The following is a 22,693-nucleotide window of genomic DNA, read 5'->3' on the forward strand; positions in this document are numbered from 1 at the left end:
CAAAACGGCAGCGGCATTCTTGGGAGGGATTCACCTTGCGGCCACTGTCGTCTGGCTCAATTGATGACGAGCCCTAGTCCGCGTAGGGCAGAGCGTCGGCCGCAATGCCCACAAAGTCGGGCTCGGGCGTGGTCGCAAACCGCAGCGCCCAGACCTCGTCATGGCCCTGGCTGAGCCGCTTGACGGCGCGATGCATGCCGTCCATCAGCCGGCCCTGGGCATCGAGCAGAATCGGGTAGTCGGTGTCGGCGGCCTGGACCAGCTTCAGATGCTCGGCAATCGCCCTCGGCGTGGGCTCGTCGCCGGGCTCGCCAAACCAGTAGCGCTGGTCAAGCTCGGCAATCTCGTCCAGGCGCACCCAGTGCGGCTGCAGGCCCTGTGCCGCGGCCAGGGCGATGAGCTGGCGCACATCCCAGGCCAGCAGCCCTCGAGGGCTGGGGCGCAAATGGTATTGGGGACGGATATTCACCCGGCAATTGTCGTCGCCGGGTCGTCTCCGGATAAGAGCGCGGGGCTATTGCTTTATCAGCGCATCGGCCAGCGCCTGGTACATGGGCAGGCTGATGGGGTCATTGGCCCCGTTGGCGGCCAGCGGATGGGAGGCATAGCGCGCCACCACCATCTCGGCCCTGGGGTCGATATAGATGGCCTGGCCGTGGATGCCGCGCGCGCTATAGGCGCCGTTGGCATTGTTCGACACCCACCACATATTGCGGTAGGACCAGCCGGGCAGCGTGGCATAGCCGGCCTTGGCGAACTTGGCCGGGTTCCCGCCATGGCGTATATCGTCGACCACGGCCTTGGGCAGCACCTGCTGGCCGTCGGCCGCGCGGCCGCCGTTGCGCATCATCTCGCCAAAGCGGGCCAGGTCGCGCAGCGTGGTATTCAGTCCGCCGCCGCCCGACTCCGTGCCTATGCGGTCCACCATCAGATAGGCATCCTGCTCGGCGCCTATGCGGCTCCAGATGCGCTCGGACAGCAGCTGGGCCAGCGATTTTCCGCTGGCGCGGCGCACGATCCAGGCCAGCAGCTCGGCATTGACGGTCTTGTAGGCAAAGGCCTGGTCGTGCTCGCCTTCCTTCTGCAGGGTCTGCAGGAACTCGTAAAAGCTCCTGGGACCCGCATAGTCCTTGCCCTGGGGCATCATGCCGCCGGCGCGCGCATAGTCCCAGATCTCGGCCTTGGGGTCGGCGTAGTTCTCGGAATATTTGACGCCTACCGTCATGTCCATGACTTCGCGCACCGTGGCATCGCCATAGGCGGTGTTCTTCATCTCGGGAAGATAGGCGGTGACGGGCGCCTCGGGCTTGATGCTGCCCTCATGGGCCAGCAGTGCGGCCAGCGTACCCACAAAGGACTTGGTGACCGACATTGCGAGGTGCGGGCGCTGCGGCTCCAGAGCGCCGAAATATTTCTCGTAGACGATCTTGCCCCGGTGCAGCACCACGATGCCGTCGGTGTAGTTGCGCTCCAGCGACTGGGCAAAGCTCAGTTCCTCGCCCGTGCCCATGACCTTGAAGCGCACCTGGTCCAGGTTCACCGGTGCGGCCTGCAGCGGGCTGGGCGCGCCCGGGCCGCGCCAGACATTGGTCGTGGGCACCAGCTCGCGGATATGGGAGAAGGTCCAGCGTATGCGCGGAAAGGTGTTGCCCACCGGATTGTCAAAGGTGATGAGCTTGTCGGGCGGCGGCGCAAAGCCCTGCATCCAGCCCATGGCCTGCACCGTGGTGCTGGCCGGATCGGGCAGGGCGGGCGCCGCAGTCTGCGCATAGGCTGCTGAGACCAGAGCTGCCAGCGCAAGCGGGGTCAGGGCTGGGCGGGAAAAACCTGTGAACTTCATCTTTGCCTCTCGGGTGTGGTTTATCTGCCGGTGAAATGCGCGGGCCGTTTTTCGACGAAGGAGCGCAGGCCTTCGGCAGCGTCTTCGCTGTTGGCCAGGCGCTGCTGCACGGGAATGAAGTCGGCCACGGCCGCGGCCTGGCCCAGCTCTATGGCCTTGAGCACATTGAGGCGGGTGGCGACCACGGCCTGCGGTGCCTGGGCCGCTATGCGCTCGGCAATGCGAAAGGCGGCGTCCAGCTCCTGCCCCGCGGGTACGACTTTTTGCACGAAGTGGCAGCGATAGGCTTCGGCGGCATCGAACTCGTCGCTGGTCAGCAGATGCAGCATGGCGTTGCCCAGGCCGGCGCGCTCGGCCATGCGCAGCGTGGCGCCGCCCGTGGGCATGATGCAGCGCTGCACCTCCATCTGTGCAAAGCGGCAGTTGTCGGCGGCGACCACGACGTCGGCGCCCAGCATCAGCTCTATGCCGACGGTGAAGCAGATGCCTTTGACGGCGGCCACCATGGGCTTGCTGCGGCGCCGGTAGCCGGGCAGGCCGAAGTCATGCGGCTCCACCAGTCCGGGCGGTATGACTTTGCGGCCGGTCCGCATGAATTCGGCAATCACCGGCAGATCAAGGCCGGCGGTGAAGTGCTCGCCAAAAGCATGGAGCAGGCCCACGCGCAGCGCGGGGGCATCGTCCAGCCGGGTATAGGCCTCGGCCAGCTGCCGGAACATGGCCGGCGTCCAGCCGTTGCGCTTGGCCGGGCGGTTGATGCCTATCAGCAGCACATGGCCGCGGACTTCACAATGAATGCAGCCCTCGCTAGGAGGGCTGGGATTTTCGATTTGCATGGCCGTTCTCCTGCGCCAGACGATAGACGGCAGCCCCGAAGGCTGCAGTCGCGCAGAAGACCGGAAACCGCGCTATTTAGTAGGTGTAAACACCACGTCCGCTCTTGCGGCCCAGGCGGCCGGCGGCCACCATTTCCTTGAGCAGCGGGCAGGCGCGGTACTTGCTGTCGCCGAACTCCTTGAGGTAGACCTCCATCACGGCCAGGCACACGTCCAGGCCGATCATGTCGGCCAGGGCCAGCGGGCCTATGGGCTGGTTGCAGCCCAGCTTCATGCCGGCATCGATGTCCTCGGCCGAGGCCAGACCTTCGGCCAGCACGAAGAAGGCCTCGTTGATCATTGGCACCAGAATGCGGTTGACCACAAAGCCGGGCGCGTTCTTGACGGTAATGGGGGTCTTGCCCAGGCGCTCTGCCAGGTCCTTGACGGCCGCGTGGGTGGCGTCCGAGGTCTGCAGGCCGACGATGATCTCCACCAGTGCCATCATGGGCACGGGGTTGAAGAAGTGCATGCCGATGAAGCGGTCGGCGCGCTGGGTCACGGCGGCCAGCTGGGTGATGGAGATCGAGGAGGTGTTGGTGGCCACGATCACGTCCTGGGCCAGCAAAGCGTCCAGCTGCTTGAGGATCTTGACCTTGAGCTCGAAGTTCTCGGTGGCGGCTTCGATCACCAGCTGGGCGGACTTCAGGTCGTCGTAGCTGGTCGAGGTCTTGATGCGGGCCAGGGCCGCGGCCTTGTCGGCCTCGCTGATCTTTTCCTTCTTGATCAGGCGGTCCAGGCTGCCGGCCACGGTGGCCAGGCCTTTTTGCACTGCGGCGTCCGAGATGTCCACCATCACCACGTCGATGCCGGACACGGCGCACGCCTGCGCGATGCCGTTGCCCATGGTGCCTGCGCCAATAATGCCTACGGTTTGAATTGCCATAACGCTTGAATCTCCTGATGTTTGCAAATTGCGTCGAACCCGAAAATATTAGCCGGGTTCGGTACGGGTTTGACCCTAGTCGGACATGGTTGGCGTGATAAGAGTCAAACCGATGACAGCGTTTTTCCGCACGACCGTGTTTTTCCTTGTTTCGCGGCTGCGCCGCCTTGGCCAGAATCTGCTGCCACAAGCAGGAGTAATGCATGCGCGACTATCTGGTGATCGGAGGCGGCTCGGCGGGAGCCGTGCTGGCGGCGAGGCTGAGCGAGGACCCGCAGGTGAGCGTGAGTCTGCTGGAGGCCGGCGGCGAGGACAGCAGCGTGCTGATCCACTGTCCCGCGGGCCTGGCGCTGATGGCCAAGCAAAAAGCCAGCAACTGGAATATGAGCACGGTGCCGCAGGCCGGGCTCGGCGGCCGCCGGGGCTATCAGCCGCGCGGCAAGGTGTTGGGCGGATCCAGCTCCATCAACGCCATGATCTATGTGCGCGGCCAGCCCGAGGACTATGAATACTGGAGCGCACAAGGCAATCCGGGCTGGGGCTGGAGCGATGTTCTGCCGTATTTCCAGAAGTCGGAGTGCAACATGCGCGGTGCCGATGCGCTGCATGGCGGCGGTGGCCCGCTGCATGTGTCCGATCTGCGTGACCCGAATCCGCTGGCTCAGGCTTTTGTGCAAGCGGGCGTGCAGGCCGGCCATGCGCACAACGCCGATTTCAACGGCCCCAGCCAGGAGGGCGTGGGCCTGTACCAGGTCACGCATCACAACGGCGAGCGCTGCAGCGCGGCCAAGGCCTATCTGACGCCGGTGCGCGGCCGGCCCAACCTCGAGGTCATCACCCAGGCGCGCGTGCTGCGGGTGCTGCTCGAAGGGCGGCGGGCCGTGGGCGTGGAGTACGAGCAGGGCGGCCAGGTCAGGCAGCTGCGCTGCCGCCGCGAGGTCCTGCTGTGTGCGGGCGCGCTGCAATCGCCGCAGCTGCTCATGCTCTCCGGCATAGGGCCGGGCGAACATCTGCAGCAGCTGGGCATAGCGGTGGCCCAGCACCTGCCCGGCGTGGGCGAGCATCTGCACGACCATCCCGATGTGGTGCAGGTCATGGACGGCCCGCAACTCACCGACAGCTTCGGCATCTCTTTCACCGGCATCAAAAACCTCTGCCGGGGCGTGGGCCTGTGGCGGCGCGAGCGGCGCGGTATGCTGACCACCAATTTTGCCGAGGCCGGCGGCTTCATCCGCAGCCGGCCGCAGGAGGCCGCACCCGATCTGCAGTTGCACTTCGTGGTTGGCAAGCTGGTCGACCATGGCCGCCGGACGGTACTGGGCCATGGCTATTCCTGCCATGTCTGCATTTTGCAGCCCAGGAGTCGGGGGCGCGTGCGGCTTGCGTCCAGGGATGCGCAGGCCATGCCGCTGATAGACCCGGCGTTCTTTGCCGATGCTGACGATATGCAGCGCATGGTGCGCGGCGTGCGCCGCATGCGCGAAATTCTGAGCCAGCCCGCGCTGAGAGGCCTGGGCGGCCGGGAGTTCGCCCATTCGGCCGGGGCGCGCAGCGATGCGGAGATCGAGCGGTTCATCCGCGGCTATGCCGACACGATCTACCACCCCGTGGGCAGCTGCCGCATGGGGCCGGGCCCGCAGGATGTGGTCGATGCGCGGCTGCGCGTGCATGGGGTGGAGGGCCTGCGCGTGGTGGACGCTTCGGTGATGCCGCGCATCGTGAGCGGCAACACCAATGCGCCGACCATCATGATTGCCGAGAAGGCCGCCGACCTGATCCGGGCCGGGCGCTGATCACAGCGGCGGCACCGAGGCCGGTTCGGCCTCGCTGTGCGCGGGCTCGGGCGGGGCCAGGGTGTGGATCTCCAGGCGCCCGCGCCCACGCTCCTTGGCACTTTGCAAGGCCTGGCTGGCCCGCTCGACCAGCTCGTCCAGGCTCAGGCCTTCCCAGACCTCGGGCGCCAGAGCGCAGCCCGCGCTGAAGTCCAGATCTACCTGCAGTTCGTACTGGGCGCCCAGCTGCATGGCGGATCTGAGCCGGGTGTATAGCGAACGCACGCCCGCGGCATCGGCATGCAGCAGCAGGCAGAAGGTCTCGCCGCTCCAGCGGCCGGCGATCTCTTCGCCGCGCATCTGCTTTTGCAGTGTGCGCGACAGCAGCTGCAGCGCCTCGTCCCCGACCGTATGTCCATGGCGGTCGTTGACGCGCTGGAAGTGGTCCATGTTCAGCAGCACTATGGCCAGGGCCAGCTGCTTGCGCTTGGCGCGGCGCAGCATGATCTGCGCCTGGCGGGTCAGCGCATGGCGGTGGAGCAGGCCGGTCAGACTGTCCTGCTGGTGCTGCTTCATGCCGCGGCGGCGGGTTTCGTCATTCGAGGCGATCAGAATGGCCACCAGCAGCAGGGTGCTGGAAAACGGCGCCAGCATGGCGAAGTCCAGATTGGCGTAGGAGTCCTCGGTGAAGCGCTGCAGCCAGGGAGTCTGCAGCGTGAGATAGCTGCGCAGCAGCATGATCAGGCTCATGGCCGAGCCCACGCCGAAGAGTATGTAGCGCCAGCTCTTGTTCGCGGGCCGGGCCGGATAGAGCGCCATGCAGGCCACCAGGGCGGCGCAGATGCCGTAACAGGCGCTGAACCAGGCCAGGCGGTTGGGCACGGACTGCAGCAGCACCACAAAGCCCAGCGGGCCCAGGATGCCGCAGGCGATCTGGGCGCGCACCAGCAGCCTGGAGCGCGGGCCCAGCCAGCCGCGCAAGGCCTTGCCCAGCTGCCACAGCGCGGCCATGGCCGAGACCGCAGCCCCCAGCGGCAGCAGCGTGTTCCAGAGCTCAGACTCCATATGCGCGGTGGCGAGTATGAGCAGCCAGGCCAGTCCCTGGAGCAGCAGAAACTGCTGCGCATGGCGGGCTGCGGGACTGATCTTCTGGCCCATGAACCAGGGCAGGGCAAAAGCGATGGTCATCAGATTGACGGCCACCACGATGGTCATGGAGAAGAAGTCCAGCTGCAGCATGGAGGCGGTTTCCTACTGGAAGGCGACTTCGTCGAAGCTGCGCAGCTTGCGGCTGTGCAGCCGGTTGGTGCCGCCCTCGCGCAGAATGTCCACGGCGCGCATGCCTATGCGCAGATGCTGGTCCACGCGCTCGCGGTAGAAATGGTTGGCCATGCCGGGCAGCTTGATTTCGCCGTGCAGCGGCTTGTCGCTGACGCACAGCAAGGTGCCATAGGGCACGCGGAAGCGGAAGCCGTTGGCCGCGATGGTGGCCGATTCCATGTCCAGCGCCACGGCCCGGCTCTGGCTGAAGCGCAGCTGGGGCAGGTTGTCGGGCAGCAGCTCCCAGTTGCGGTTGTCGGTGCTGGCCACGGTGCCGGTGCGCATGATGCGCTTGAGGTCGGCATGCTCCATCTGCGTCACGTCGGCCACGGCCTGCTGCAGGGCGAGCTGGATTTCGGCCAGCGCCGGAATCGGCACCCACAGCGGCAGCTCTTCGTCCAGCACATGGTCCTCGCGCACATAGGCATGGGCCAGCACATAGTCGCCCAGCTGCTGGCTGTTGCGCAGACCCGCGCAGTGGCCCAGCATCATCCAGGCATGGGGGCGCAGCACGGCGATATGGTCGGTAATGGTCTTGGCGTTGGACGGGCCCACGCCGATATTGACCATGGTGATGCCGCTGTAGTCGGAGCGCACCAGGTGGTAGCCGGGCATTTGCGGCAGGCGCGGCGGCGCGGCGCCCAGAGCGTCCACGGTCTCGGCGGGCAGGCCCTTGCGGCGCGTGACGACATTGCCGGGCTCGATGAAGGCGATGTATTCGCTGTCTTCCCTGGCCATCTCGGCATGGCCCAGGCGGATGAACTCGTCGATGTAGAACTGGTAGTTGGTGAACAGCACGAAGTTCTGGAACCACTCGGGCGCCGTGCCCGTGTAATGGCGCAGGCGGTGCAGCGAATAGTCGACGCGCGGTGCGGTGAACAGCGACAGCGGCAGGGCCTCGCTGGGGTGCGGGCGCCAGGTGCCGTTGGCGATGCCGTCGTCCATGGACTCGAGATCGGGCAGGTCGAACACGTCGCGCATCAGCAGGCGGCGCTCGGCCGAAAGCGTGCCTTCCACATAGTCGTTGTCGGCGAACGAGAAATGGATGGGAATCAGCTTGTCGCTCAGGCCCACTTCCAGCGGCACCTGGTGATGGAGGATCAGCAGGCGGAACTGTTCCTCGAGATAGTGGGCGAACAGATCGGGCCGGGTCAGCGTGGCCTCGTAGGTGCCCGGGCCTTCCACAAAGCCGTAGCTCAGCTTGGTGTCGGCGCGCGCCACCGTGGTGGTCCGGATGCGCACGAACGGGTAGTAGGCATGGATGGGGGCGGCCGGGGTTTCTCCGGCCACAAAGCGCTGCATGCCGACGCGCAGATGCTCGATCTGCTCGCGGTACAGCTGTTGCACATGGAGCAGAGCCTGCAGGGCATCCGTATGGAAAATACTGCCGTTCTTAGCGGGAGAGGTAGGTGTATTCGGGGCCATGCACTATTGTCTTTATAGCGGGTGACAGTGTTGCGACATCCAGTGCTGCGCCTGATCAGAGGGCAGCGGAGCCGATACCAGGAACCCTTGCATCATGGCACAACCCATGTCTTTGAGCAGTTGCTGCTGGGCCTGGGTTTCCACCCCTTCGGCCACGATGTTCAGATGCAGGCTCTGGCCCATCTGCACGATGGCGCCGACTATGGCCTGGGCATCGGGGTTGTGGGTCAGGTCGGAGACGAAGGAGCGGTCGATCTTGAGCAGGTCTATGGGGTGTTTGCGCAGATAGGCCAGCGAGGAATAGCCGGTACCGAAGTCGTCGATGGCCAGGCGCACGCCCAGGGCCTTGAGGTCTTGCAAGGTCTCGGACATCTGCCCGCCCGAGAGCATGAGCGTGGACTCGGTCAGCTCGATATGCAGCAGCCCGGCATCGAGGCCGCTGTCTTCCAGCGCCTGAGCCACTTCCCGGACCACGTCGCGCTGGCGGAATTCCTGGGCGGAGAGATTGATGGCCATGGGCACGGCCGGGTGGCCCGCATCCTGCCAGGCCTTGGCCTGACGGCAGGCCTGGTTGAGCACCCAGCGGTCCACGGCGGCGATCAGGCCGCGGTTCTCGGCAAAGCCTATGAATTCGTCGGGAGGCACCAGACCGCGATCCGGGTGCTTCCAGCGCACCAGGGCTTCGAAGCCCGCGAGCTCGCCGCTGTGCATATGGATCTGCGGCTGGTAGTGCAGCTCGAACTCGTCGCGCTCCACGGCCTGGCGCAGCAGCTGCTCCTGCATGAGCATGCGCGTGCTGCGGCTCTCCAGCATCGGGATGTAGTACTGCGTGAAGCCGCGGCCACGGCTCTTGGCCATGTGCATGGCGGCTTCGGCATTGCTGAGCAGCGCCTCGGGACTGTCTCCGTCCTGGGGATAGGCAGCGATGCCCAGGCTCAGCGAGATCACCAGCGGCGTGCCCTCGATCTGATAGGGAGCCTCCACGGCGCTGCGCAGCTGTGCGGCCAGGGCCTCGATTTCGAGCGGGCTGGGGTCGTCGGGAAGCAGCACCACAAAGTCATCGCTGCCGATGCGGGCCACGAAGTCCTGCGGCCGCAGCGCGTTGCGCAGGCGCTGGGCCATCTCGCACAGCAGCAGATCGCCGGCGCGGTGGTTCAGGGAGTCGTTGACGGCCTGGAACTGGTCCAGGTCCAGGCTGAACACGGCCAGGCGGGTATTCTGGGCCAGGCACCGGGCCAGGGCCTCGCCGAGCTGCCGGTTCAGATGGGCGCGGTTGGGCAGGCGCGTGAGCGGGTCGTGGCGGGCCAGAAAGTCCAGGTGCTGGCGCGCCTGGATGCTGGCCGTCATGTCGCGCACGACGACGATGCGGTATTCGTCGTTGATGCCGGGCATGGTCTTGGCCTCGACCTCGATGGGAACCTGCTCGCCGTTCTTGTGGACGAGCATGGATTCCTCGCGGCCCTCGCGTCCGCTGCGCATATGCTGCAGCGCACGCAGGCGGAATTCGAGCGCTACATAGTCGAGTATGGGCGTGCCGCGCAGTTCGTCCAGGGTATAGCCCGTGAGCCGGGCCAGCGCATCGTTGCCGTCGAGGATGAAGCCGTCGCGGTGCAGGACTATGGCTTCGGTCGTGATGGCCGAGAACTTGCGCATGCGCTCCTCGTTGTCGCGCATCTGCTGGGCCACCTGGTACTGGGGGCTGACATCGGTCAGCAGCGCCACCACGCCCTTGAGCAGGCCTTGCTCGACATGGGGGCGCAGCACGGTTTCCAGAAACTGCAGCTTGCCGGCCGAGGACAGGAGCTTGCGCGTATAGCGCACGGGCTCGGGGTCATGGGCTTTCAGCGGTCCCAGATAGGGCTCGATCTGCTCCCAGACATCCTCGCCCACCACCTCGTGTGCCGAAAGCCCGACAATGGTTTGCGGTGTCAGCCCGAAATACTCGGCATAGCGGGCGTTGGCAAAACTGCAGGTACGGGTGGCTGCATCAAAATAGGCCAGCATGGCCGGCGTGCTGTCTGCGATCAGGCGCAGCATGGCATCCTCGTTCCTGATCTGCCGCTGGTTGAAGTTGTCAGGCATGCGCCTCCCTTTGGAGAGCATTTTTATAGGATTTAGTCTGGATTTAACCAGAGTCAGCTAGTTTTATCCGAATTATTTCAAAACGAATTTACAACTGCTGACAGCAGGGCCCGCGTTGCAGCCGCGCCAAACTGGGCGCTTCTTGATATGACTAAAACTTCTGTACTCGCTTCATCGTCCACCTGGTTGCATCCGCACAACCTGCTGAGGGTATCCGTGGTGGTGGCCGTGCTCACCATTGTCCTCAAGACCCTGGCCTGGTGGCTGACGGGCTCGGTCGGTCTGCTGTCGGATGCGCTGGAGTCCTTCGTGAACCTGGCGGGCGCCATGTTTGCGCTGACCATGGTCACCGTGGCCAAGCGGCCCGCCGATACCGAGCACCCCTATGGGCATTACAAGGCCGAGTATTTCTCGGCCGGCTTTGAGGGCGTGCTGGTCATAGGCGCGAGCCTGGCCATCGCCTGGGCCGCGCTGTCGCGGCTCTGGCATCCGCAGCCGCTGGACAAGCTGAGCTGGGGCCTGCTGCTGTCCCTGGTCAGCACGGGCTTCAACGGTCTGCTGGCCTGGGTCATGCTGCGTTCGGCGCGCCAGTACCGCTCCATGGCCCTGGTCGGCGATGCCAAGCATCTGCTCACCGATGTTTGGACCTCGGTGGGCGTGGTGGTCGGCCTGCTGGCCGCGGCCTGGACCGGCTGGCTGTGGGTGGATGCTTTGGTGGCTCTGGGCGTGGCCGCCCATATCTGCGTGCAGGGCATGCAGCTGGTCTGGCAATCCTCGCAAGGGCTCATGGACCAGGCGCTCGACGCGCCCCAGCGCCTGCAGATCGACAACTTGCTGGACGGCTATGCGCGGCGCGGCGACGGCGTGGTCTTCGACAATGTCTCGAGCCGGCAGGCCGGCGAGCGCAGCTTTCTCGATCTGCACATGCATGTGCCGGGCCAGTGGAGCGTGCAGCGCGCGGCACAATTGCGCTCCGAGATCGAGGCCGAGCTGCTCAAGGCCATTCCGGGCCTGTATGCGCGCATCGAGCTGCTGCCCGAGGGCATGAGCACGGCCAGCGAGGTGGCCGATGGTGGCGCGGAGGGCGCCGTGCAGGAGAGTTCCGGAACATGATGAGTGTGATACAGCGCGTCAGGCAGGCGCGCGTCGAGGTCGAGGGCCGCATTACGGGCCAGATCGAACATGGTTTGCTGGCCCTGGTCTGCGCCGAGCGCGGCGACAGCGATGCCGAGGCCGACAAGCTGCTGGCCAAGCTGCTCAAGCTGCGCATCTTCAGCGACGAGGCGGGCAAGATGAACCGCAGCCTGCAGGACGTGGGCGGCGGCCTGCTGGTGGTGAGCCAGTTCACGCTGGCCGCAGACACGCGCGGCGGCAACCGCCCGAGCTTTACGGGCGCAGCAGCACCCGACGAGGGGCGGCGCCTGTACGACTATTTCGTGAACCAGGCCCGGCTGGCGCATCCACTGGTGCAGACCGGTGAATTCGCGGCCGATATGCAGGTGCATCTGGTCAACGACGGCCCGGTAACCATTCCGCTGCGCATAGAGCCTGCCGCCCTGGCATGAACACGTACTTTCCTACGCAGAACCAACCCATGAACAACCTTCGCACTCACTCCCTGCTCGCTATTTCATTGAAGGTGGCACTGGGCGCAGCCCTGGTCTGCGGTCTGTCGGCCCAGGCACAGACGCTCAAAAAGCCCACTCTCGATGCGCTGCTGGCCCAACCCGCACCGACCTCTTTTGCCGCTTTTGCGCAGCAGGCCGCCAAGGCCCAGCCCTCGGTGGCCATGGCCGTACAGCGCTACGGCCGTGGTGAAGCACTGTCGGGCGAGGAGCTGGCCGATATCGCGCGCCTGCTGGGTGCCTATACCCGTCTTACGCAGGAGGGCGCGGTGCTCGCCAGCCTGCAGCACATGGTGGCCCTGCCCACGGTGCGCGACGCCAAGGTGGCGCCGCACGAAAGCCCGGCCATTGTCGATTTCGGCAAGCTGGTCGAATCCATGTCCCGCGACTTCGGCCTGCGCTTTCGCAATGTGGACAACCGCATTTTCGAGGTGACCCTGCCCGCGAACATTGCAGGAAAGGGCCAGGACGAGTTCGGCATCCTCACCCATGCCGATGTGGTGCCCGTGGTGGCGGCCGAATGGGTGCTGGACGGCAAGGCCATCGACCCCTTCCAGGTCACGCGCGTGGGCGACAGGCTGTACGGCCGCGGCACCATCGACGACAAGGGCTCGATCGCCACCGTGCTGTATGCGATGAAGGCCGTCAAGGACAGCGGCCTGCCGCTGGCGCGCGGCATCCGCCTGATGATAGAAACCACCGAGGAGTCCGGCGGTGACGCGATGAAGTACTACCAGGCCAAGACCCCGCTGCCCGAGTACAACATCGTGCTCGACAGCAAATACCCGGCCGTGGTCGCCGAGAAGGGATCGGGCGCGCTCAAGGCCGTGTTTGCCAATATGCGCGTCGATGCGGCCAAGCCCGCCATCACCGCCATGGCGGGGGCGGCCTCGGCCAATGCCATCGCGCAGACGGCCACGGCCACCATCTCGGCCGGCGATGCGGCCGCGCTGGCGGTCGTAGCTCAGCGCCTGAACGCTGCGAAAGACGGTTTCATTGCCGAGCACCAGGCCCAGGGCGGCAAGTTCGCCATAGCCGTTCAGCCGGGCGATGGCACGATCACCGTCAAGGTCACGGGCACCTCGGCCCACGGCTCGCGCCCCGAGGAGGGCGTGAACCCCGTGCCGCGCCTGGCGCTGTTCCTGCAGCAGACGTTGATGCCAGCGCAGGGCGTGGCCCTGGTGCAGCCCAACCAGTACAGCCAGGCCCTGCGCTATATCAACAGCGTGTTCGGCCTCGACTACTTCGGCAAGCAGCTGGGTATTGCCTATGCCGATGATTTCATGGGGCCGCTGACCCTGTCGCCCAATCTCATCAAGGCCGCGGATGGCAGGCTCGAAGTGACCACCAATGTGCGCATGCCGCGCGGCAAGACGCCCGAGCAGCTGCGCGCCGAGGTCGAGCAGGGCATAGCCCGCTGGAGCGAAGCCGCCAAGGTGCCGGTGGCGGTGGAGTACACCCAGGGCAACTGGATGGCGCGCGACCCCAAGGGCGCCTGGCTGACCACCCTGCTCAATATCTTCGGCGACACCACGGGCCTGGACGCCAAGCCCGTTCCCACGGCCGGCAGCACCACGGCCAAGCTCATGCCCAATGCCATCAACTTCGGCCCCGCCATGCCCGGCAAGAAATACACGGCCCATAACGCGCTCGAATACCAGGAGCTCGCCGATCTGCGCACCGACATGCAGATGTTCACCGAGATGCTGGTGCGCATCGGCAATCTGCAGCAGATGCAGTGACGCGCTGAAGGCAAGGTGCAGCCCCGATGGCGGGGCTGGCGCTGCTTACTGCATCACGTTCATAACGGCCAAGGTCATGGTTTCCACGCCGGTCTTGAACGTGGGTTCGGGTTCTGGGGCGAAGAAGGGTGAGTGATTGAAGGGCAGGGGCTTGCCACCGGGCTGACTGGCCTCGGCCACCTTCTTGGGGTCGTACACGCCCAGGGTGTAGAACATGGATGGCACACCCTGATTGATGAAGTCCGAGAAATCTTCGCTGGCCGTGATGGGTGAGATGGGGATCACATTCCGGTCGCCGAGCGCGGCCTTGAACAGCTTGACCGTGCGTCCTACCAGTGCCGCGTCATTGACCACGGCATCCGAGCCCTTGACCAGCTTGACCTCGGGTGCAGGAGCGCCCAACATGGCGGCTTCGGCCTTGGCCGTGCGTTCAATGCCTTCGTGCATTTTGGTGCGCACCTCGCTCTTGTAGCTGCGGATCGTTCCGAGCAGCCGCGCCTGGTCGGGAATGATATTGCCCGCGCTGCCCGAGTTGAAGGCACCCACGGTGACCACGCCGAACTCCATGGGGTCTTTTTCGCGGCTGATCACGCCCTGCACATCGACCACAAAGCGTGAGGCCATGAGCACGGGGTCAATGCCTTTGTCCGGCATGGAGCCATGGCTGCCACGGCCATGGAAAGTGATGTCCAGCGAGTCCGAATTGGAGGTCGCCGGCCCGGCCACATAGCCGACCATGCCGTAGGGCATGGAGCCGGTATGCAGAGCAAAAGCGTAGTCGGGTTTGCCGAATTTCTTGAACAGGCCGTCGGCCAGCATGGCCTTGGCTCCGGTCACGGTCTCCTCGGAAGGCTGGGCCACGAACATCAGCGTGCCTTTCCATTGATTCTTCAGGCCCAGCAGGGCCTGGGCCGTGCCCAGCCAGCTCGTCATATGCATATCGTGGCCGCAGCTATGGGCGACAAAGCTTTCCTTGCCGTTGTACTGGGCCTTGGCCTTGCTGGCATAGGGCAGACCGGTCTTCTCTTCCATGGGCAGGGCGTCCAGCTCGGTGCGCACCATCACTGTGGGACCTGCGCCGTTGCGGTAAATGGCGACCAGCCCGGTCTTGCCAATGCCTTCCGTCACCTCGAAGCCCAGCTTGCGCATCTCCGAGGCCAGCTTGGCAGCGGTGCGGGTTTCCTGAAAGCCCAGCTCGGGGTGGGCATGCAGGTCCTCATAGATGCTGCGCATGCCGGGGTACATCTGGCTGATCAGGCGTTGCAGCTCGGGCTTGATGGGTTGCGGGTCCAGCTCGGCGCTCCAGGCGGGGCTGGTGCTCAGGGAGCAGATGGCGGTGGCAATGATGCAGAAGCTGCGGGCAAGTTGAGGGTGCATGTTTTCGTGGGTGTTTGGAGTGACGTGGCGGCCTGTTCCTGGCAAAGGCCGTGCTTTCCAGCCTAGGTGCATGACTGCAGAGAGCTTGAGAGGGACAACCCGTGTGAATAGTCACTCAGGCAACTCGCTGTTCGCAGTCCCCGGATAATTGCGAGCCATGAATACCTCCACCAGCGCCGCCAAGGCCTCTGACTCCACCGCTTTCTCGGCGCTGCCCCTGTCCCCCGAAATGCTGGCCAACCTCCAGCAGCTCGGCTATGCGCAGATGACGCCCATCCAGGCCGCCAGCCTGCCGCTGACCCTGCAGGGCAAGGACTTGATCGCCCAGGCCAGCACCGGCAGCGGCAAGACGGCTGCCTTCGGCCTGCCCATGGTCGACCGCCTCAATCCGCGCTGGTTTGCCGTCCAGGCCCTGGTGCTGTGTCCCACGCGCGAGCTGGCCGACCAGGTGGCCACCGAAATCCGTCGCCTGGCGCGCGCCCAGGACAATATCAAGGTCGTCACCGTCTATGGCGGCGTGCCTTCGCGCAACCAGATCGCTTCGCTGGAAAACGGCGCCCACATCGTGGTCGGCACGCCGGGCCGCGTGATGGACCTGATGGAGCGCGGCAAGCTCGATATCGGCAACCTCAAGACCCTGGTGCTGGACGAGGCCGATCGCATGCTGGACATGGGCTTTCTCGGCGACATCGAAACCGTGGTGCGCCAATGCCCGGCGGATCGGCAGACCCTGCTGTTCTCGGCCACCTACCCCGAAGGCATTGCTTCGCTGGCCCAGCGTTTCATGCGTGACCCGCAGACCGTGAAGGTGGCTGCGCAACATAGCTCTAACAAGATCGAGCAGCGCTGGTACGAAGTCGGTGCCCGCGAGAAGGTGGCGACCGTGGCCAAGCTGCTGGCCCACTTCCGCCCCGAATCGACGATTGCTTTCTGCAACACCAAGCAGCAATGCCGTGACGTGGTCAATGCGCTGCAGGCCGAAGGTTTCAGTGCGCTGGCGCTGTTTGGCGAGCTGGAGCAGCGCGAGCGCGACGAAGTACTGGTGCAGTTTGCCAACAAGAGCTGCAGCGTGCTGGTCGCCACCGATGTGGCGGCGCGCGGCCTGGATATTGCCGCTCTGTCGGCCGTGATCAATGTGGACGTGACGCCGGATTCCGAAGTGCATATCCACCGCATCGGCCGCACGGGCCGCGGCGATGCCGAAGGGCTGGCGCTGAATCTGGTGTCCATGGACGAGATGGGCAGCGTGGGCAAGATAGAGCAGTTGCAAGGCCGGGCTTCGCAGTTCTTCCCCGTGGACGAGCTCACGCCCGCCGCCGGTGGCGAGCTGCTGCCGCCCATGATGACCATCCAGATCATTGGCGGGCGCAAGGAAAAGATCCGCGCTGGCGACGTGATGGGCGCCATGTGCGCCGACTTCGGCTACAGCCGCGAGCAGATCGGCAAGATCAGCGTCAACGACTTTTCCACCTATGTGGCCGTGGATCGCAAGATCGCTTCGGCAGCTTGCGCCAGGCTCAATGCGGGCAAGGTCAAGGGCAAGACCGTGAAGGCGCGGCTGCTCTAAGCATCGGCCATTCGGTTGATCTCCAGCGCCTGTTCACACAGCGCGGGATGCTCGCAAAAAAGCCTTCTCGGCGACGAGAAGGCTTTTTGCCTTGGAGCGGCGCTTCAGCCTTTGGCGAAGAACAGTCCTGCCATCACCAGCCCGGTGGCCACAATGCCCCAGCGCAGGACATGGGGCGCGATCTTGCGCGCCACGCGGGCCCCCAGATAGCCGCCCAGGGTGGCGGCCGCCATCATGACGAGGGCCAGCTTCCACTCCACAATGCCGCCCACGGCGTAGATCGCCACGGCAATCGCCGTCAGCAGGGCCGAGACCAGGTTCTTCATGCCGTTCATGGCGTTGAGCGAGGTCTGTCCCAGCAGGCCGAACAAGGCCAGCAGCAAAATGCCCAGGCCGCCGTTGAAGTAGCCGCCATAGATGGCCACGATCAGCATGCCTGCAGCGGCCTTGGTCGCCGATGGGGTGGCGTGAGCGGCATTCTTGCCTGCAGCCCAGGCGCGCAACTGCGGGCCGAAGGCGAACATGGCGGTAGCGGCCAGCAGCAGCCAGGGCACGACCTTGCGGAAGGTGGCGTCGGGCGTGAACAGCAGCAGCGCCGCACCCGCAGAGCCGCCGATCAGGGACAGCGCCACCACCTGTTTCATGGACAGGCCCGGCGGGGACTGCATATCGTCCTTGAAGCCCCATGCACCCGCCATATAGCCCGGCAGCAGGGCCACGGTGCCCGTGGCATTGGCAATCACGGGCGGCACGCCGGTGAAGACCAGCGCGGGAAGGGTCAGAAAGCTGCCGCCGCCGGCGACCGCGTTGAGCGCGCCGGCCGTGAAAGCTGCGGCCAGCAAAAGGGCGAGGTGGCCCAGGTTCTCCATGTTCTTGTCTCCTGATTTTCTCTGTCGGCTTTGCGCCTTGTTGTCGGCGTCGATCTTAGGCGATGGCCTGTGTCGCCTCTTTTTCTTCTTCTGGCATGGTTAATTGTTTTTGGAAATAAAAGAATGTGAAAACAGTATTTTGAGGAATAAGTAATTGTTTTGACAATCAACTCCTTAGTTAAGGAGTTTTGCCGTGAATCTGCCCCGTTTCCTCTCCCGCACCGTTTGGGCCTTGCTGGCCGCAAGCGGTGTATCGGGCGCAGCCATGGCCCAGCAGCCGGAGTTTCCCGCGCGCTCCGTCAAGCTGGTGGTCGCCAATGGCCCGGGCAGCGCGCCCGATCTGCTGGCGCGCCAGGTGGGCAATCTGGTTTCCAGGGAGTGGAAGCAGGCCGTGGTGGTGGAGAACAAGGGCGCTGCGGGCGGGGTCTCGGCCGTGGATGCCGTGGTCAAGTCGCCAGCCGACGGCTATACCCTGCTGGTGGGCGGCGACAGCGCCATCACCATCATGCCCAATGTGCAGCGCAATCTGCCCTATGACGTGAAGAACGATCTGGTGCCGGTGACCAAGCTGGGCCAGTCCGACTTCGTGCTGGTGGCCAATCCGCGCAAGGGGTTCAGGAACCTGCAGGAGTTCGTGAGCTTCGCCAAGTCCCACCCGGGCCAGATCAACTATGCCTCGTCCGGAACCGGCGGCGCCCAGCATCTGGCCATGGAACAGCTCAAGCAGCGCGCGGGCTTTTTTGCCACCCATATTCCCTATCGCGGCGGACCCCAGGGCCTGCAGGACGTGCTGGCCGGGCAGGTCGACGTGATGCTGATCGCCGTGGCGCCGGCCCTGCCGCAGATCCAGAGCGGCAAGCTGACCGCGCTCGCCGTCTCCGGCGTGCGCCGCCATCCGCTGCTGCCCCAGGTGCCCACGGTGGCCGAGAGCTACAAGGGCTACGAGGCCGGCGCCTGGTTCGGCCTGTTCGCGCCCAAGGGCACGCCGGCCGCCGTGGTCCAGTCCCTGGCCCGCGATGCCGACCGCGCCCTGAAGGACCCGGAGCTGCGCCAGGCCCTGCTGCAGCAAGGCATCACTCCCGTGGGCGAAGGCCAGCAGGTGTTTGCCAAGCAGATCCGCAGCGACGATGTGCGCGTGGCCCAGCTGGTGCGCAGCATAGGCCTGAGCATCGAGTAAACGGCGTTTCGCAGCAGCAGAAAAAAGCGGCCGGAGGCCGCTTTTGCTTTTCTCGCCGGACGCGGAGGCTCAGAAGCTGTAGCGCAGGCCGATCGAGACTTCGCTGGCCGTCAGCTTGGCACGCATCTGCTCGTCCTGCAGGCCGCGGACGTTGGCGAAGTTGTTGGCGCCGCTCTTGGTCTTGCCCATGTCGACATAGCGCCAGCCCAGGTCGATGCTGAGCTTCTGGACGGGCGAATAGCTGACGCCAAAGCCCACGGAGTACGCCAGATTGTTCTGGGAGTCGCCGCTGTACTGGCGGCCCGGGTTGCCTTGCCAGCCGCTGGACTGCAGATGGGCCAGACCCAGGCCGGCCATGCCGTACAGCGAGAACTGGGCGTTCAGCGGGAAATCCTTGTACGCGTTGACCATCAGGCGCTGCGAGCGGATCTGGTGGTGGTTGAAGCTGGTGGGGAAGCGAGTGGAGCCGCTGGTGAACTCATTGTTCTTGGGCAGGGTGTACTCGGCTTCCACGCGCCAGTTCGACGGGAGCTGGTAACCCAGGGCCAGAGAGGCGCCCGTGGCGGTATTCGACTCGTCGCCGGGCACGAACTGCCCCAGGCCGGGGCGGGCGCTGGAATCCATGTCGTGGGCCTGGTAGCGTGCGGAATTGATCCGCAGGGCGCCGTAGTAGTTGTCGTCGGCAAAAGCGCTGCCGGCGGCCGCCAGGATCAGCAGGGGTGCGATACGTTGAAATTTCACGAAAAATCCTAGCTCCGATTACTTCAGCAGGTCCTGCACCTTGGCCAGAGCGGCCTGTGCGCACTGGTCGTCCAGATGGCCGCCGGGCGCACCGGCCACGCCCACGGCGCCGACCACTTCATTGCCCACCTTCACGGGCACGCCGCCGCCCAGCAGCAGGAAGCCGGGGATGTCCTTGAGGTTGGCTGCGCCGGCGTTCTTCTGGGAGTTTTCCATGATGGCCAGCGTTGGCGCCTTGGCCGATGCCGAGGTGAAAGCCTTCTTGAAACTGGCTTCCACGGTGTGGGGGCCCGCGTTGTCGGCACGCTGCACGGCGCGCACGCCGCCGGCGCGATCAACCACGGTGGCGGTCACGGCATAGCTATTGGCGGCACAGGCCGCGACGGACTGGGCAGCGATCTGGTTGGCCAGCTCCAGCGATATATTCTTTTCCGTGCGCACGGCCTGGGCGTTGGCGGTGCCAGCGGCCAGGGCGGCCAGGGTCAGGGCGGCGAGTGTCAGAGTGCGTTTCATACGTTTTCTCCGGGTGGATGGGTATGAACGCCACTGTAGAAAAACGCCTCCTGGGCGTCCATGCGGCCGGCTACGCGCGGGCCTCCGTAGAACTACGGAGCGGTGTCCTCGACCAGGGCCGCGTAGCGCCGGATGAGCAGGGCCAGAGAGTCGGTCTCGAGCTTGGCGAACAGATTGGCGCGGTGGGTCTCCACCGTGCGCGGCGACAGCGACAGCGCGCGGCCGATCTCCTTGTTGGTGAGCCCCTCCACGATCAGGCCCAGCACCTCGCGCTCGCGGCCCGAGAGCTGCACATAGCGCTCGCGCGCCTGCCGGTCGGCCTGGTGGCGCTCGCGCGAGCGCACATGCTGGCGTACGGCGGCCTGCAGCGCCTCGATGAGCAGCTCGTCATCGACCGGCTTCTCGAGGAATTCCGCGGCTCCGGCCTTGAAGGCGCGGCGGCACATCTCCACCGTGCCATGGCCGGTGAGCATGATCACCGGCTGGTCCACGCCTTGCGCCACCAGTCGGTCCAGCACCGCCAGCCCGCTGGTGCCGGGCATGCGCACGTCGAGCACGATGGCGCCCACATCGTTGCGCTCGAACTCGGCGAGAAAGGCTTGGGGATCGGCCCAGGCCTGCACGCGCAGGCCTACCGTGCCTATGAGCAGCGCCAGGCTGTCGCGCACGGCGGCATCGTCGTCCACAAGGTGGATCAGGGGCGAGAGGGAAGAGGTCATGGCGCGTTCATGGCTGGTGGGCCAGCGGTAGCAGCAGATGGAATTCGGCCCCTGGCCCGTCGGTGGGCGCAGGGGATGGTGGCGCCAGCGTGAGCTCGCCTCCCATCGCCTGCGCCAGGCTTTCCGACAGCGACAGGCCCAGCCCCAGCCCCCCAGAGCGCGTGGTGTAGAACGGGGTGAATAGACGCGCCCGCGCCTCGGGCGCCACGCCGGGACCGGTGTCGCGCACGCTCAGCAGGACTCGCGCACCCTGGGCGCTCAGGGCCAGCCGCAGGCGGCGCTGGCCGGCATCGCTCTGTTCCATCGCCTGCAGCGCGTTCATCACCAGGTTGTGGATGATCTGCTGCAGGGCCACGGGCTCGGCGCGCACGGCGGGCAGGTCGGCCGGGGCATCCACCTGCACGGCAATGCCGCGGCGGCGCAGTTCGGGCTCCAGCAGGTGCAGCGCGTCATGCACGGCGGCGGGCAGGGCCAGGATCTGGGCCTGGCCCGACAGATCGGGCCGCTCCACCACGCGGCGCAGCCGCCCCACGACGGCGCTGGCGCGGCGCGCCTGGGCCACGGCCTGGCCCATGGCGTGGCGCGCGGTGTCCAGATCCGGTTCCTCATCGCCCAGCAGACGCTGCGCCGCCTGGGTGCTGGCCAGCAGCGCGGTCAGCGGCTGGTTGAGTTCGTGCGCCATGCCCGCGGCCAGCTCGCCGAGCTGGTTGAGGCGCGCGACCTGGCCCAGGCGCAGCAGCTCCTCTGCGCGGCGCGCAGCCACGCGCTGGCGCAGCAAGGTGCGCAGTGCGGCCAGTGCCGCGGCGCTGGCCGCCGCCCAGGCCAGCATGCTGGCCCAGGGCAGCTCGCTCCAGCCCACGTCGCGCTCCAGCACCACGTCGAAAGGCTGGCTCTGCGAGGCCAGCAGTTTGTGGAAATCGTAATGCCAGCCACGCTCCAGGCGCCGCCCGGTCTGAACGGTAAAGGCCTGGCCTTGGTACTCAAGCCGCACGCGCACGGGGCTGGTTTTGGCATCCATGGGCCACTCGTCCCAGGGGATGGTGGCGTGCAGGTCCAGCAGCAGGGCGTGGTTGGCGGCCTGGCCGGCACCCGCAAGCGCCAGCCACACCCGGCCTGCGCGCAGGTCGGCCTGGGCCAGTTCGGCATGGCCGCTCTGCAGCGAGCGTGCCGCGGCCGCGTCCAGCGCGGTGCCGAGGCTGCGGGGCCAGTCGGCCGGCCAGATGCTGCCCGGCAGGCGGCGCAGCACCTGGGTGATCTGCGGGTAGGCAGCGGGCAGGCGCGGCAGCGGTACGGCCACCTTGGCGCTGCGGCCTTCTGCGGGGGGCTGCAGCAGCGGCAGCATGGCCATCACCGCATCGTGCTGCACCGCACGCTGGCTCAGCAGCCGGTGCACGATGCGCGCATCCGTCACGAACGCATCCTCCAGTGCCTGCAATCGCGCATGCGCAAGCCACCCGGCGCCCGCAATGACCACCAGGGTCCAGGCAAGCAGCCAGGCCAGGGGACGGCGCCAGTCGGAGAGGGTCATGGCCGGAATGGTCGCCCGCTTATTTGGCGTAGGGGTCCTGGAAGCCGAGCTCCTGCATGATCTCGGTCTCGTAGGCTTCCATCTCTTCGGCGTCTTCCTCGCTGGTCTCATGGTCCCAGCCCTGGGCATGCAGCGTGCCGTGCACCAGCAGGTGGGCGTAGTGCTCTTCCAGGGACTTGTTCTGTTCCCTGGCTTCGCGTTCGACCACGGGCGCGCACAGCACCAGGTCGGCCATCACCGTGGGCTCCCGCTGATAGTCGAAGGTCAGCACATTGGTCGCGTAGTCCTTGTGGCGGTACTCGCGGTTCAGGTTCTGGCCTTCCTCGGCATCGACGATGCGCACGGTGATCTCGGCATCCACGGCCAGCGCGTGGCGGATCCAGCGCGTGACCTTGCTGCGGCTCAGCAGCTCGCGGTGGGCGGCGGCTTCGGGAAAGCGGCCGAATTGCAGTGAAAGTTGCAGTTGATTCAAAGACATTTTGGCTTGTAGCGCTGATGCATCAAGCGCCATCAGCTATGAAGTTTACTTAGAACGTGTTTACGATTTCATCACGCTGACTCTTGCTTGCACCCCGGTGCAAGCGGCGAGCCATCGCTTCGAACTCATCCCGATTGCGCTTCAACGCGGCTGTGTA

20 protein-coding genes are annotated in these 22,693 nt (G+C 65.7%); 6 read left to right on the forward strand and 14 right to left on the reverse strand.

What is annotated here, in order from left to right; translation table 11 throughout:
- Positions 1-73: 73 nt before the first annotated feature.
- From AB6724_RS06620 to AB6724_RS06635, 4 genes are all read right to left on the reverse strand, one after another.
- A complete protein-coding gene (locus AB6724_RS06620) occupies positions 74-469 on the reverse strand; it encodes a hypothetical protein (RefSeq protein ID WP_369337716.1) in 396 nt (131 codons plus the stop codon).
- 45 nt (positions 470-514) lie between these two features.
- Positions 515-1,840 (reverse strand): serine hydrolase domain-containing protein, encoded by a 1,326-nt coding sequence (locus AB6724_RS06625; protein ID WP_369337717.1) that lies wholly within the window; start codon positions 1,838-1,840, stop codon positions 515-517.
- 20 nt (positions 1,841-1,860) lie between these two features.
- Positions 1,861-2,676: a crotonase/enoyl-CoA hydratase family protein gene (locus AB6724_RS06630; protein ID WP_369337718.1), complete on the reverse strand. Its 816-nt coding sequence runs from the start codon at positions 2,674-2,676 to the stop codon at positions 1,861-1,863.
- A 76-nt stretch (positions 2,677-2,752) separates the two neighbouring features.
- Entirely contained in the window at positions 2,753-3,601 is an 849-nt protein-coding gene (locus tag AB6724_RS06635) for a 3-hydroxybutyryl-CoA dehydrogenase (protein ID WP_369337719.1), read from the reverse strand.
- Positions 3,602-3,804: 203 nt separating this feature from the next.
- On the opposite strand from AB6724_RS06635, the gene AB6724_RS06640 reads away from it, so the two are divergent.
- Positions 3,805-5,394, forward strand: a complete 1,590-nt coding sequence (locus AB6724_RS06640) for a GMC family oxidoreductase (RefSeq protein WP_369337720.1) — start codon at positions 3,805-3,807, stop codon at positions 5,392-5,394.
- Here the strand turns inward: AB6724_RS06640 and AB6724_RS06645 are convergent, their stop codons facing one another.
- From AB6724_RS06645 to AB6724_RS06655, 3 genes are read right to left on the reverse strand one after another with little or no spacing between them, the layout of a single operon-like run.
- On the reverse strand, positions 5,395-6,612 hold the full coding sequence (locus tag AB6724_RS06645; protein ID WP_369337721.1) for a GGDEF domain-containing protein: 1,218 nt from the start codon (positions 6,610-6,612) through the stop codon (positions 5,395-5,397). It abuts the gene before it with no gap.
- Positions 6,613-6,624: 12 nt separating this feature from the next.
- Positions 6,625-8,118, reverse strand: coding sequence for an AMP nucleosidase (locus AB6724_RS06650; protein WP_369337722.1), 1,494 nt, complete (start codon positions 8,116-8,118; stop codon positions 6,625-6,627).
- A 12-nt stretch (positions 8,119-8,130) separates the two neighbouring features.
- Complete coding sequence (locus AB6724_RS06655) at positions 8,131-10,200, reverse strand: putative bifunctional diguanylate cyclase/phosphodiesterase (RefSeq protein WP_369337723.1); 2,070 nt, start codon at positions 10,198-10,200, stop codon at positions 8,131-8,133.
- Between the two features lie 147 nt (positions 10,201-10,347).
- On the opposite strand from AB6724_RS06655, the gene AB6724_RS06660 reads away from it, so the two are divergent.
- Genes AB6724_RS06660 through AB6724_RS06670 form a run of 3 tightly spaced genes read left to right on the forward strand, consistent with a single transcriptional unit; the run spans position 10,348 to position 13,567 of the window.
- Entirely contained in the window at positions 10,348-11,313 is a 966-nt protein-coding gene (locus AB6724_RS06660) for a cation diffusion facilitator family transporter (RefSeq protein WP_369337724.1), read from the forward strand.
- A complete protein-coding gene (gene dtd, locus AB6724_RS06665) occupies positions 11,310-11,765 on the forward strand; it encodes a D-aminoacyl-tRNA deacylase (protein ID WP_369337725.1) in 456 nt (151 codons plus the stop codon). Before AB6724_RS06660 ends, dtd begins: the two co-directional genes overlap by 4 nt.
- Positions 11,766-11,794: 29 nt before the next feature.
- Positions 11,795-13,567, forward strand: a complete 1,773-nt coding sequence (locus AB6724_RS06670; protein WP_369337726.1) for a dipeptidase — start codon at positions 11,795-11,797, stop codon at positions 13,565-13,567.
- A 45-nt stretch (positions 13,568-13,612) separates the two neighbouring features.
- Here AB6724_RS06670 and AB6724_RS06675 read toward each other — a convergent pair whose 3' ends face one another.
- Positions 13,613-14,944 (reverse strand): amidohydrolase, encoded by a 1,332-nt coding sequence (locus AB6724_RS06675; protein ID WP_369337727.1) that lies wholly within the window; start codon positions 14,942-14,944, stop codon positions 13,613-13,615.
- Positions 14,945-15,101: 157 nt separating this feature from the next.
- On the opposite strand from AB6724_RS06675, the gene dbpA reads away from it, so the two are divergent.
- Positions 15,102-16,511: an ATP-dependent RNA helicase DbpA gene (dbpA, locus tag AB6724_RS06680; protein WP_369337728.1), complete on the forward strand. Its 1,410-nt coding sequence runs from the start codon at positions 15,102-15,104 to the stop codon at positions 16,509-16,511.
- A 104-nt stretch (positions 16,512-16,615) separates the two neighbouring features.
- On the opposite strand, the gene AB6724_RS06685 is transcribed toward dbpA, so the two are convergent.
- Positions 16,616-17,380: a sulfite exporter TauE/SafE family protein gene (locus tag AB6724_RS06685; protein ID WP_369337729.1), complete on the reverse strand. Its 765-nt coding sequence runs from the start codon at positions 17,378-17,380 to the stop codon at positions 16,616-16,618.
- 193 nt (positions 17,381-17,573) lie between these two features.
- Here AB6724_RS06685 and AB6724_RS06690 point away from each other — a divergent pair, with 193 nt between their 5' ends.
- Positions 17,574-18,557 (forward strand): Bug family tripartite tricarboxylate transporter substrate binding protein, encoded by a 984-nt coding sequence (locus tag AB6724_RS06690; protein ID WP_369337730.1) that lies wholly within the window; start codon positions 17,574-17,576, stop codon positions 18,555-18,557.
- A 69-nt stretch (positions 18,558-18,626) separates the two neighbouring features.
- Here AB6724_RS06690 and AB6724_RS06695 read toward each other — a convergent pair whose 3' ends face one another.
- From AB6724_RS06695 to ybeY, 5 genes are all read right to left on the reverse strand, one after another.
- A complete protein-coding gene (locus AB6724_RS06695; protein WP_369337731.1) occupies positions 18,627-19,298 on the reverse strand; it encodes an outer membrane protein in 672 nt (223 codons plus the stop codon).
- An 18-nt stretch (positions 19,299-19,316) separates the two neighbouring features.
- Entirely contained in the window at positions 19,317-19,811 is a 495-nt protein-coding gene (locus tag AB6724_RS06700; RefSeq protein WP_369337732.1) for a GlcG/HbpS family heme-binding protein, read from the reverse strand.
- A gap of 92 nt (positions 19,812-19,903) precedes the next feature.
- Positions 19,904-20,530 (reverse strand): response regulator transcription factor, encoded by a 627-nt coding sequence (locus tag AB6724_RS06705; RefSeq protein WP_369337733.1) that lies wholly within the window; start codon positions 20,528-20,530, stop codon positions 19,904-19,906.
- Between the two features lie 7 nt (positions 20,531-20,537).
- On the reverse strand, positions 20,538-22,058 hold the full coding sequence (locus AB6724_RS06710; protein ID WP_369337734.1) for a sensor histidine kinase: 1,521 nt from the start codon (positions 22,056-22,058) through the stop codon (positions 20,538-20,540).
- A gap of 19 nt (positions 22,059-22,077) precedes the next feature.
- Entirely contained in the window at positions 22,078-22,536 is a 459-nt protein-coding gene (ybeY, locus tag AB6724_RS06715; protein WP_369337735.1) for an rRNA maturation RNase YbeY, read from the reverse strand.
- Between the last annotated feature and the right edge of the window lie 157 nt (positions 22,537-22,693).

Source organism: Comamonas guangdongensis, assembly GCF_041079535.1.
In the GTDB taxonomy this organism is placed as follows: Bacteria; Pseudomonadota; Gammaproteobacteria; order Burkholderiales; family Burkholderiaceae_C; genus Comamonas; species Comamonas guangdongensis.

What these genes read in the sequence shown, in the direction of transcription:
- AB6724_RS06625 (WP_369337717.1), bottom strand. Translation starts at nt 1,840, where the DNA reads ATGAAGTTCACAGGTTTTTCCCGCCCAGCCCTGACCCCGCTTGCGCTG.
- AB6724_RS06630 (WP_369337718.1), bottom strand. Translation starts at nt 2,676, where the DNA reads ATGCAAATCGAAAATCCCAGCCCTCCTAGCGAGGGCTGCATTCATTGT.
- AB6724_RS06635 (WP_369337719.1), bottom strand. Translation starts at nt 3,601, where the DNA reads ATGGCAATTCAAACCGTAGGCATTATTGGCGCAGGCACCATGGGCAAC.
- AB6724_RS06640 (WP_369337720.1), top strand. Translation starts at nt 3,805, where the DNA reads ATGCGCGACTATCTGGTGATCGGAGGCGGCTCGGCGGGAGCCGTGCTG.
- AB6724_RS06645 (WP_369337721.1), bottom strand. Translation starts at nt 6,612, where the DNA reads ATGCTGCAGCTGGACTTCTTCTCCATGACCATCGTGGTGGCCGTCAAT.
- AB6724_RS06650 (WP_369337722.1), bottom strand. Translation starts at nt 8,118, where the DNA reads ATGGCCCCGAATACACCTACCTCTCCCGCTAAGAACGGCAGTATTTTC.
- AB6724_RS06655 (WP_369337723.1), bottom strand. Translation starts at nt 10,200, where the DNA reads ATGCCTGACAACTTCAACCAGCGGCAGATCAGGAACGAGGATGCCATG.
- AB6724_RS06660 (WP_369337724.1), top strand. Translation starts at nt 10,348, where the DNA reads ATGACTAAAACTTCTGTACTCGCTTCATCGTCCACCTGGTTGCATCCG.
- dtd (WP_369337725.1), top strand. Translation starts at nt 11,310, where the DNA reads ATGATGAGTGTGATACAGCGCGTCAGGCAGGCGCGCGTCGAGGTCGAG.
- AB6724_RS06670 (WP_369337726.1), top strand. Translation starts at nt 11,795, where the DNA reads ATGAACAACCTTCGCACTCACTCCCTGCTCGCTATTTCATTGAAGGTG.
- AB6724_RS06675 (WP_369337727.1), bottom strand. Translation starts at nt 14,944, where the DNA reads ATGCACCCTCAACTTGCCCGCAGCTTCTGCATCATTGCCACCGCCATC.
- dbpA (WP_369337728.1), top strand. Translation starts at nt 15,102, where the DNA reads ATGAATACCTCCACCAGCGCCGCCAAGGCCTCTGACTCCACCGCTTTC.
- AB6724_RS06685 (WP_369337729.1), bottom strand. Translation starts at nt 17,380, where the DNA reads ATGGAGAACCTGGGCCACCTCGCCCTTTTGCTGGCCGCAGCTTTCACG.
- AB6724_RS06700 (WP_369337732.1), bottom strand. Translation starts at nt 19,811, where the DNA reads ATGAAACGCACTCTGACACTCGCCGCCCTGACCCTGGCCGCCCTGGCC.
- AB6724_RS06705 (WP_369337733.1), bottom strand. Translation starts at nt 20,530, where the DNA reads ATGACCTCTTCCCTCTCGCCCCTGATCCACCTTGTGGACGACGATGCC.
- AB6724_RS06710 (WP_369337734.1), bottom strand. Translation starts at nt 22,058, where the DNA reads ATGACCCTCTCCGACTGGCGCCGTCCCCTGGCCTGGCTGCTTGCCTGG.
- ybeY (WP_369337735.1), bottom strand. Translation starts at nt 22,536, where the DNA reads ATGTCTTTGAATCAACTGCAACTTTCACTGCAATTCGGCCGCTTTCCC.